The organism is Algibacter amylolyticus (genome assembly GCF_014202225.1).
Lineage (GTDB): Bacteria > Bacteroidota > Bacteroidia > Flavobacteriales > Flavobacteriaceae > Algibacter_B > Algibacter_B amylolyticus.
Genome location: NZ_JACHGE010000010.1, coordinates 1 through 11763, shown reverse-complemented (window position 1 = coordinate 11763; position 11763 = coordinate 1). Strand labels below are relative to the sequence as shown.

Here is an 11763-nt window from a genome sequence, read left to right as displayed (position 1 = left end):
AAATTCATTTCAACCATTTATTATGGCAAGAAAACAAGATAAAAATACAGTTAAGAGATTCAACAAAATCTCAATTGGTTTAGCATCACCAGAGTCTATTTTAGCAGAGTCTAGAGGTGAGGTTTTAAAACCAGAAACTATCAATTATCGAACTCACAAACCTGAACGTGATGGTTTGTTCTGTGAGCGTATTTTTGGTCCTGTAAAGGATTATGAGTGTGCTTGTGGTAAATATAAAAGAATTCGTTACAAGGGTATTGTATGTGACCGTTGTGGTGTAGAAGTAACAGAAAAGAAAGTACGTCGTGATAGAGTAGGGCACATTAATTTAGTGGTTCCTGTAGCTCATATCTGGTACTTCCGTTCTTTACCAAATAAAATAGGTTATTTATTAGGGTTACCATCTAAGAAATTAGATATGATTATTTACTACGAACGTTATGTAGTAATACAACCAGGTAATGCTAAAAATGAAGAAGGCGAACCATTACAAAAAATGGATTTCCTTACTGAAGAAGAATACCTAAATGTATTAGAATCACTTCCTCAAGATAATCAGTATTTAGATGATGAAGACCCAAATAAGTTTTTAGCTAAAATGGGTGCTGAGTGTTTAATAGATTTATTAGCAAGAATTGATTTAGAATCTTTATCATACGAGTTACGTCATAAAGCAAATACTGAAACGTCTAAGCAACGTAAAACAGAAGCTTTAAAACGTTTACAAGTTGTTGAATCGTTGAGTAAATCAAATCTTAATAGAGAAAACAGACCAGAGTGGATGATTATGAAGGTGGTGCCAATTATTCCGCCAGAATTACGTCCGTTAGTGCCTTTAGATGGTGGTCGTTTTGCAACTTCAGATTTAAATGATTTATACCGTCGTGTAATTATCCGTAACAACCGTCTTAAAAGATTAGTTGAGATAAAAGCACCAGAAGTAATTTTACGTAATGAAAAACGTATGTTACAAGAATCGGTTGATTCATTATTTGATAACACTCGTAAATCTTCAGCTGTAAAAACAGATTCTAACAGACCGTTAAAATCACTTTCAGATTCACTTAAAGGTAAGCAAGGGCGTTTCCGTCAAAACTTACTTGGTAAGCGTGTTGATTATTCTGCACGTTCTGTAATTGTTGTTGGTCCAGAATTAAGATTATTTGAATGTGGATTGCCTAAAAATATGGCAGCTGAGTTATACAAGCCTTTCGTAATTAGGAAACTAATTGAAAGAGGTATTGTAAAAACTGTAAAATCTGCAAAGAAAATTATAGATAAAAGAGAACCAGTGGTTTGGGATATCTTGGAAAATGTTCTTAAAGGACATCCGGTATTACTAAACCGTGCGCCTACTTTACACCGTTTGGGTATACAAGCTTTTCAACCAAAATTAATTGAAGGAAAAGCAATTCAATTACACCCATTAGCATGTGCGGCATTTAATGCCGATTTTGATGGTGACCAGATGGCAGTTCACTTACCACTTGGACCAGAAGCAATATTAGAGTGTCAAATGTTAATGTTGGCCTCTCATAATATTTTAAATCCAGCAAATGGTGCGCCAGTAACTGTACCTTCTCAGGATATGGTACTTGGTTTATACTACATGACTAAGTTACGTACTTCTACTGCAGAGGTAAAAGTAAAAGGTGAAGGTTTAACATTCTATTCTCCAGAAGAAGTAGAGATTGCTTTTAATGAAGGAAAGGTTGAATTAAATGCTGGTATCAAAGTTAGAACTATTGATATTAATGAAGATGGTAAGTTAGACAGAATGATTGTTGAAACTACTGTTGGTCGTGTGTTATTTAACCAACACGTGCCACAAGCAGCAGGATTCATCAACCAAGTATTAACCAAAAAATCTTTAAGAGATATTATTGGTGATATTCTTAAGGCAACATCTGTTCCTGAATGTGCTGATTTCTTAGATAGTATTAGAACATTAGGATTTAAATTTGCATTCCAAGGTGGATTATCATTTAGTTTAGGTGATATTATTATCCCACCAGAAAAGCAAAGTATGATTGATAAAGCTAATGGTTTAGTTGACGGTATTACTGGAAACTATAACATGGGGCTTATTACAAATAACGAACGTTATAACCAAGTTATTGATATCTGGACATCTACAAATGCTGAATTGACAGAATTGTCAATGAAACGTATTAGAGAAGACCAACAAGGATTTAACTCGGTGTTTATGATGCTTGACTCTGGAGCTCGTGGATCTAAAGAACAGATTCGTCAGTTAACAGGTATGCGTGGATTAATGGCTAAGCCTAAAAAATCTACAGCAGGAGGTGGATCTATTATTGAGAATCCAATTCTTTCTAACTTTAAAGAAGGACTTTCAATTTTAGAATACTTTATCTCTACTCACGGTGCACGTAAAGGTCTTGCGGATACGGCTCTTAAAACTGCCGATGCGGGTTACTTAACACGTCGTTTAGTAGATGTATCTCAAGATGTTATTGTCAATACTGAAGATTGTGGTACTTTAAGAGGTGTTGAAGTTGAAGCATTGAAAAAGAATGATGAAGTAGTTGAAAAATTACAAGAAAGAATAGTTGGTCGTGTGTCATTAAATGATGTTGTAGACCCGCTTACTGATGAGTTATTAGTATCAGCTGGTCAATTAATTGAAGATGATGTTGCTAAAGCAATTGAAGCTTCTCCTATTGATAGTTTAGAGGTACGTTCAGCATTAACTTGTGAAGCTTTAAAAGGTATTTGTGCTAAATGTTATGGACGTAACTTAGCTACCGGTAAAATGGTGCAACGCGGTGAAGCTGTTGGTGTAGTTGCTGCACAATCAATTGGTGAACCTGGTACACAGTTAACGCTTCGTACATTCCACGTAGGTGGTATTGCAGGTAACATTTCAGAGGATAACAATTTAGCTGTTAAGTTTGATGGTATTGCTGAAATAGAAGATTTAAAAACAGTTAAAGGTCAAGATAGCGAAGGAAATGATGCAGATATCGTTATTTCTAGAACATCTGAACTTAAACTTATTGATAAGAAAACAGGTATTGTTTTAAGTACTAATAATATTCCTTACGGTTCTACTATTCAAATAAAGAATGGTGATAAATTAAGTAAAGGTGATGTGGTGTGTACTTGGGATCCATATAATGGTGTAATCGTTTCAGAATTTGCTGGTAAAGTAAGATATGAAAACGTTGAGCAAGGTGTTACTTACCAAGTTGAAATTGATGAACAAACAGGTTTCCAAGAAAAAGTAATTTCTGAATCTAGAAATAAAAAGCTTATTCCAACGCTTCATATTGAAGATTCTAAAGGAGAAACAATGCGTTCTTATAACTTACCAGTTGGTGCCCACTTAATGATTGATGATGGTGATAAGATTAGTGTTGGTAAAATATTAGTTAAAATACCTCGTAAATCTTCTAAAGCAGGTGATATTACAGGTGGTCTTCCTCGTGTAACTGAGTTATTTGAAGCGCGTAACCCATCTAACCCAGCAGTTGTAAGTGCAATTGATGGTGTAGTTTCTTTCGGGAAAATTAAACGTGGTAACCGTGAGATTATAGTAGAGTCTAAATTAGGAGATGTTAAGAAATACTTAGTTAAGTTATCAAGTCAGATTCTTGTACAAGAAAATGATTTCGTAAAAGCTGGTATGCCATTATCTGATGGTTCTATAACACCAAACGATATTTTAAATATTAAAGGCCCTTCAGCTGTTCAACAATACTTAGTAAATGAAGTACAAGAAGTATATCGTTTACAAGGTGTGAAGATTAACGATAAGCACTTTGAAGTTGTTGTAAGACAAATGATGCGTAAAGTTAGAATTATTGATTCTGGAGATACTATTTTCTTAGAAGATCAATTAGCTCATAAAGCAGATTTCATCAAAGAAAACGATGATATTTTTGGAATGAAAGTTATTGAAGATGCCGGAGATTCATCTAACCTTAAAGCGGGACAAATTATTTCGCCTCGTGAGTTAAGAGATGAGAATTCTATTTTACGTAGAGAAGATAAGGCATTGGTAACAGCAAGAGATGCACAACCTGCAACTGCTACACCAATACTTCAAGGTATTACAAGAGCGTCACTTCAAACGAAGTCATTTATCTCTGCTGCTTCTTTCCAAGAAACAACTAAAGTACTTAACGAAGCCGCTGTTGCTGGTAAAGTTGATTCTTTAGAAGGATTGAAAGAAAATGTAATTGTAGGACATAGAATTCCTGCAGGTACAGGTATGAGAAGTTACTCTGATATTATTGTTGGCTCTAAAGAAGAGTTTGATGAAATGATGCAAGTAAAACAAGAATTGAATTACAATTAAATTTTATTTCCGCGCCTGCCTGCCGGCAGGCAAGAAGGCGGGAATTTATAAAACTAAAAGCCTTCATGTATATTATACTTGAAGGCTTTTTTAATACTTAAAAAATACGTTATTATGGCAGAAGAAAAAGATAAGCCAAAACAAGGACAGATTAATATTGAGCTAGACGAAAAAGTTGCCGAAGGTACTTATTCTAACCTAGCTATTATAAACCATTCAGTATCAGAATTTGTAGTGGATTTTGTAAATATTATGCCAGGTGTTCCCAAAAACAAGGTTAAATCTAGGATTATATTAACACCGCAGCACGCTAAACGTTTATTGAAGGCATTAGGTGAAAATGTTACAAGATTTGAAAATGCCCATGGTGAAATCAAAGATTATGAGCAACCACCAATGCCACTGAATTTCGGACCAACAGGTCAGGCATAATCAAGGGTAGTGGAGGATAATAGTTTTTCTTAAAAGTGGTGCTCAAAATGTTTTGTTTGAGCAACCACCAATGCCTTTGAATTTCGAACCAACGGGTCAAGCATGTTTTTTTAATTAGTGGAGAACACAATTTTATTTTTTGTGTTTTAAAAGGAAATTAATATCTATTGCTAAAAAAAGCAGGACGTATAAATTTATACGTCCTGCTTTTTTTATTTAATTTTAATCTGATATATAAAAAAAATTGAAATTTCCTTTATTATATAAATTATTTATATAAAATAATTTATCAATAAGTTTACCTTATAGTGGTTTAGAAGCCGACCTTCATAAATATACTTTTAATCGAGTTTAATTAAATTTACATGTACTTGTTTAGGATGGTTTACGAAACGGTCTTAAATCGTTTTAATTTAAGTATTTTTCTGTTTCACTTCCATTTTTGTACCAAAGATATATACTTAATACGTTGCTTTTTCTCTTAACCGAAATTTTAAAGCACCTGAAGGACATTTTTTTATTTGTTTAATTATTTTTTCGGTTTCTGTGTTTTCTAAATTTACCCAAGGGATTATGCTATCGCTAAATACATCCGAAAGTTCTTTGGAGCAAGTTCCAGATAGTTCACATTTTCTTGGGTCGTAAGTTACCGTTACTTCTTTGTTTTTAAATGTTTTATATTCAATATTCATACTGTATCAATTTGGGATTGACTGTTATATGTGGGCTTATAATTGTTATATAGCCCTTTAGTTATAAGGTTTCAATTTTATATTTAGCCTAAAATTTTGGCTAATATTACTCAAATTCTGAAGTGAAATGTAGTTTTATATTTGGATATTTTTGCTGCGTCATTTGTAATGAAAAAGCAGAATCTGCTAAGAATACTAATTGGTTTTGCTTGTCTTTTGCTAAAAAACGTTGTTTTACTCGTACAAATTCCTTGTATTCTGCACTTTTTGAGTTTTTAGGATCTACCCAACATGCTTTATGTACATTCAAGTTTTCGTAGGTACATTTAGCACCATATTCGTGTTCTAGTCTATATTGAATTACTTCATATTGTAAGGCTCCAACGGTTCCAATTACTTTTCTACCGTTTAGCTCTAATGTAAATAATTGAGCTACACCTTCGTCCATTAATTGGTCTATACCTTTAAATAGTTGTTTAGATTTTAAAGGATCGGCATTATTAATATATCTAAAATGTTCTGGAGAAAAGCTAGGTACACCTTTGTAATTTAATACTTCGCCTTCTGTTAATGTATCGCCTATTTTAAATGTTCCGGTATCTTGTAAGCCAACAATATCACCAGGATACGAGATGTCTACTATTTCCTTTTTCTCAGCAAAAAAAGCATTTGGGCTGGAGAATTTTACTTTTTTGTTATGGCGTACGTGCAAGTATGGTGTGTTTCTTTTAAACTCGCCAGATACAATTTTTATAAATGCTAACCTGTTTCGGTGGTTAGGATCCATATTGGCATGTATCTTAAATACAAAACCACTAAATTTATTTTCGTCTGGCTTAACTAGACGTTCTTCACTTTGTTTTGGCCTTGGTTTTGGGGCAATTTCAACAAAACAATCCAATAGTTCTCTAACCCCAAAATTGTTTAATGCAGAACCGAAAAATACGGGTTGTTGTTGCCCATTTAGGTAATCTTCTTTATTAAATGAAGGGTAAATACCTTCTACTAATTCAATTTCTTCTCTTAAAGTATCAGCGGCTTCTTGTCCTACTAATTTATCTAATTCTGCTGAAGATAAATCTGAAATCTCAACTGTTTCTTCAATATCTTTTCTGCTATCACCACTAAAAAGATTAACGTTTTTCTCCCATAGATTATAGATTCCTTTAAAGTCGTAGCCCATCCCAATAGGAAAACTAAGAGGTGTTACCTTTAATCCTAGTTTTTGCTCAACCTCGTCTAATAAATCGAAAGCATCTTTTCCCTCTCTATCCATTTTATTTATGAATACAATCATTGGGATGTTACGCATACGGCAAACTTCTACTAGTTTTTCGGTTTGCTCCTCAACACCTTTTGCAACGTCAATTACAACAATAACACTGTCCACGGCGGTTAGTGTTCTAAATGTATCTTCAGCAAAATCCTTGTGCCCTGGTGTATCAAGAATATTAATTTTAATGCCATTATATTCAAAAGCTAATACAGAGGTAGCTACCGATATTCCACGCTGGCGTTCTATTTCCATAAAATCACTGGTAGCACCTTTTTTTATTTTATTACTCTTTACTGCTCCAGCTTCTTGAATTGCACCTCCAAATAGTAATAGTTTCTCTGTTAATGTAGTTTTACCAGCATCGGGATGAGAAATAATTCCAAAGGTTCGTCTGCGTTGTATTTCTTTTAAAAAAGACATAAAATTAAATTTTGGCAAATATACTTTTTATAAAGGATTTTTGTGACTTTCGTTTGTGATTTTGTGTCTTAGTAGTGTATTGGTTATTATTAGATTTAAATTAAACCAAATTTTGAGTAGTAATTGCGTGGTTTAATCTCATGATAATTCATTTCCAAACATCATTTTTGCAATAATATTAGCAATGATGTTTAAGTGTATTTGAGTATACATTTATTTTTAATTGTTAACATATGTTAATATTTTTTTATAATTTAGCTTAAAAATTGACTTTTGGTAGTATTTTTCTTGTAATATTATTGTTGCACTATAATTTTTTCTCTCAAATGCCTATTTTTATATCCAAAATAAAAAGTTGTTTTTATAATTCACCCTTCCCTTAATATGATAAATTTTACTCAATTAAAATTATTTATTTCTAAGCTAGAAATAAGAGCATTTAAGAAGTTTTTTCAATTATCTGTCTATGTATCCTTACTAAAAGGTGTTTTTTTAGTACTAACGTTATGTTTACTAAGCATTAATAATCTTGCTGCACAAACTAAGCCAACATTCAACTTATCTCAAGGGCCAACACTTTTGGCTAACGGAGCTGGAGCTGAACAGGTCGGGGCTAAATATATTTATCAAAATATAGAGGTTTCTTCAGATGGAGTATTTATTGACGCTATTGTAACTATTGTGAATAAGGTTAATACGCAGGAAGCAACAGCTAATTCATTTACTGTAGATTCTGCTTTAGGTGAAGATGATAGATTTGAGCCAACCGTAAATACTGGTGCGGGTGATGGTTATGTGGAGTGGCAAATTGAATTTGTATTAGATGGTTCTGTAACCGATGCTAATGACCAAGGAATAAGGGCACGACTTGATAATTTTTCTCTTGAAGCTATTGATGTTGACGGTTTTGAGTATTTAGAGGTTATTGTAACAGATTCATATACTATAGAAGGTGGTGCTTCTCCAACTACAGAATTAGTGGTGTCGCAAAATGGTGCTTGGACAAGGTTTCAAAGTGATGTTGATTTTGCTGCTGGAATAGATGCTGCAAATACTGAATATGTTGTTAGGGTGGATTATACTAATATTAGTGTAGTAAAATTTAGAAATGGTAGCTCTAATGATAGTAATGATAGGCAGAATTCTATTAGCTTTTTAGGAGAGGTGACTTTTAATACAGAAAACACAGTAGATGTTAATGATCCTCCTGTGGTTATAAATAATTTAGGGAATGTAATAGCTTCAAATTCAACATTTTCTAAAAATGTTTTGCCAGGGTCAAGTGATCCGGATGGTAATTTGGATGTTTCAACGGTGAGATTATGGGATCCTAGTAACCCTGCTAATCAAGGCTCTTTTGGAACTCCTTTAGTAATTTCTGGTATTGGTACTTATACGGTAGATAACACAGGAAATGTTATTTTCTTACCACAGCAAGATTATATTGGTGATGCTTCTATTTTGTTTTCTGTTGAAGATGATTTAGGAGTTAGTTCTAATCGAAGTAATTTACAAATTACTGTGGTTGATGAGTGTGATGCGGTTGCTTCAGGTAATCCTGATATTGATAATGATGGAATATCTGATTCCTGTGATTTAGATAACGATAATGATGGTATCCTTGATTTGGACGAATGTACGGGAAGAAGCACTGTTAGTTTTGCTTATGATGAGGCATTGTCTTCTGCAGGTACATTGGTGTTTACTGCAACCGTTGATGGAAATCAAGAAACTATAACTGTAAGTACGGCTACAAATCCATTATATTTTTATGGTTCAACAGGTACTACAGAAGCAAGTGGTGTAACTATTACCGCGGGTTCATCTCCAGTAATTGAAGCTTTAGACGGTGATGGAGGAACAAACCCTGGCGAGTTTGCCGTATTAGAAAGTGCCATAACTTTTACTTCTACAATTGCGATAGATAGGATACAATTACCAACACTTGATGATTATGATAGAGATAACAACGCTACAAGTCCAACAGATGCTATAGCATTTACAATACCAGGTACATGGCAGGTAGACTCTGGTGATATGGCGTCATATGATTTAACAACAGGTGCTTTAATAACTAATAATGAAAATGGAGATGCAGCTAATAATATATCTGTAGGTGGAAGCTCTAACCAAGAATTTCTTACTAGAGGTGGAGTAGGATCTTCTTTACTTAGAGGTACAGTAGGTGGAGAAACTAATGGGGCAAGTGCCACTTTCATTGCAGATTCTCCTTTCGTTGAAGCAACCCTATTGTTTGAAGATTTGGCTCAAAATGGAGCTAGAGAAAATATTATAAATACATTAACATCTTTAATTATAGAGACCTCTGTATTAATTTGTCCTGATACAGATGGCGATGGACTTTCTGATAATTTGGATCTTGATAGTGATAACGATGGTTGTCCTGATGCTATTGAAGGTCAAGGGGCTTTTACAGCAGCGAATTTGGTGAATCCAGGTACAGATGATAGCTTAGATAGTCCTGTTGGGACTAATGGAGTGCCTACGGTTTCAGGTAGCCCGCAGGATACTTCTGCTGAAGTGACTACGGCTAGCCAAGTTATTGTAGATGCTGCAGCATTAGTGGATCAGTCAGTTAATGTAGGATCAGGTACGTCTTTTACTATTACCCCAGTGAGTGCAGATAATACAACTACTTTTACTGGTCCAGTATCTAATAGGGTTCCAGATTATGGATCAGGTACAAGTTCTACAAGTGGTATAAATTATGAATGGCATATAGGAACGCCAAATCCTGATGGGTCTACTGCAATTGCTGCATCGAATACTAATTATTCAGGGGAAAATACAAACACATTAAGTATTGTTGATGTTACTGGTTTAGATGGTACTCAGTATTGTTTACTAATTACATATGATGATAATGAATGTATCAGTGAGGTTAATTGTGCTACTCTAACTTTAAATCAACCACCAGTAGCCGATGATGAAACAGCAGTAACCGATCCAGGAACCTTAGTAAATGTAAACGCATTGGATGGTGATAATGACCCAGATGGATTAAATTCCAACTTATCGATCACAGAAATTTTTGATCCATCAAACCCAGGAGTAGCGATTCCATTATCGGAAGGTGTTACAGAAACATTAGCAGATGGTACTACGGTAACCTTATTAGCTAACGGTACTTTAGATATTACTCCAGGGACAGGTGTAACGAGTGTAGATTTAGATTATACATTAGCAGATGAAGACGGATTAACAGATACTGGAAACATCTTAGTAACTGTAAATCAACCACCAGTAGCTGATGATGAAACAGCAGTAACCGATCCAGGAACCTTAGTAAATGTAAACGCATTGGATGGTGATAATGACCCAGATGGATTAAATTCCAACTTATCGATCACAGAAATTTTTGATCCATCAAACCCAGGAGTAGCGATTCCATTATCGGAAGGTGTTACAGAAACATTAGCAGATGGTACTACGGTAACCTTATTAGCCAACGGTACTTTAGATATTACTCCAGGAACAGGTGTAACGAGTGTAGATTTAGATTACACATTAGCAGATGAAGACGGATTAACAGATACTGGAAACATCTTAGTAACTGTAAATCAACCACCAGTAGCCGATGATGAAACAGCAGTAACCGATCCAGGAACCTTAGTAAATGTAAACGCATTGGATGGTGATAATGACCCAGATGGATTAAATTCCAACTTATCGATCACAGAGATTTTTGATCCATCAAACCCAGGAGTAGCGATTCCATTATCGGAAGGTGTTACAGAAACATTAGCAGATGGTACTACGGTAACCTTATTACCAAACGGTACTTTGGATATTACACCAGGAACAGGAGTAACCAGTGTAGATTTAGATTATACATTAGAAGATGAAGACGGATTAACAGATACTGGAAACATCTTAGTAACTGTAAATCAACCACCAGTAGCCGATGATGAAACAGCAGTAACCGATCCAGGAACCTTAGTAAATGTAAATGCTTTAGATGGTGATAATGATCCAGATGGATTAAATTCCAACTTAGTAATTACCGAAGTTTTTGATCCAGTAGCACCAACACTAGCTATTCCATTAACAGTTAACACACCAGTAACCTTAACCGATGGAACGGTAGTGACCTTATTACCAAACGGTACTTTGGATATTACACCAGGAACAGGAGTAACCAGTGTAGATTTAGATTATACATTAGAAGATGAAGACGGATTAACAGATACTGGAAACATCTTAGTAACTGTAAATCAACCACCAGTAGCCGATGATGAAACAGCAGTAACCGATCCAGGAACCTTAGTAAATGTAAATGCTTTAGATGGTGATAATGATCCAGATGGATTAAATTCCAACTTAGTAATTACCGAAGTTTTTGATCCAGCAGCACCAACAGTAGCTATTCCATTAACAGTTAACACACCAGTAACCTTAACCGATGGAACGGAAGTAACTCTAAAACCAGATGGTACTTTGGATATTACACCAGGAACAGGAGTAGCCAGTGTAGATTTAGATTATACATTAGAAGATGAAGACGGATTAACAGATGTAGGAAATGTAACAGTAACAGTAAATCAACCACCAGTAGCTGATGATGACACTGCAGTTACCGATCCAGGAACCTTAGTAAA

The 11763-nt window shown here is 34.6% G+C and carries 5 protein-coding genes; 3 read left to right on the top strand and 2 right to left on the bottom strand.

Translation table 11 applies throughout. The annotated features are described in order from the left end of the window. Window positions 1-22 precede the first annotated feature (22 nt). Both rpoC and HNQ90_RS15605 read left to right on the top strand, forming a co-directional pair. On the top strand, window positions 23-4324 hold the full coding sequence (gene rpoC / locus HNQ90_RS15610; RefSeq protein ID WP_144116610.1) for a DNA-directed RNA polymerase subunit beta': 4302 nt from the start codon (window positions 23-25) through the stop codon (window positions 4322-4324). Window positions 4325-4438: 114 nt separating this feature from the next. After that, entirely contained in the window at window positions 4439-4756 is a 318-nt protein-coding gene (locus HNQ90_RS15605; protein WP_144116609.1) for a DUF3467 domain-containing protein, read from the top strand. A gap of 461 nt (window positions 4757-5217) precedes the next feature. Here the strand turns inward: HNQ90_RS15605 and HNQ90_RS15600 are convergent, their stop codons facing one another. Both HNQ90_RS15600 and HNQ90_RS15595 read right to left on the bottom strand, forming a co-directional pair. Further along, window positions 5218-5448 carry a (4Fe-4S)-binding protein gene (locus tag HNQ90_RS15600; RefSeq protein ID WP_144116608.1) on the bottom strand — a complete coding sequence of 77 codons (231 nt, stop codon included), beginning with the start codon at window positions 5446-5448 and terminating at the stop codon, window positions 5218-5220. Between the two features lie 106 nt (window positions 5449-5554). Continuing rightward, the gene (locus tag HNQ90_RS15595) at window positions 5555-7144 is read right to left on the bottom strand and encodes a peptide chain release factor 3 (RefSeq protein ID WP_144116607.1); all 1590 of its coding nucleotides are present in this window, start codon (window positions 7142-7144) and stop codon (window positions 5555-5557) included. A gap of 384 nt (window positions 7145-7528) precedes the next feature. Between HNQ90_RS15595 and HNQ90_RS15590 the strand changes: the two genes are divergently transcribed. Continuing rightward, on the top strand, window positions 7529-11763 hold a 4235-nt coding region (locus tag HNQ90_RS15590; RefSeq protein ID WP_221279887.1), incomplete at its 3' end, for a beta strand repeat-containing protein.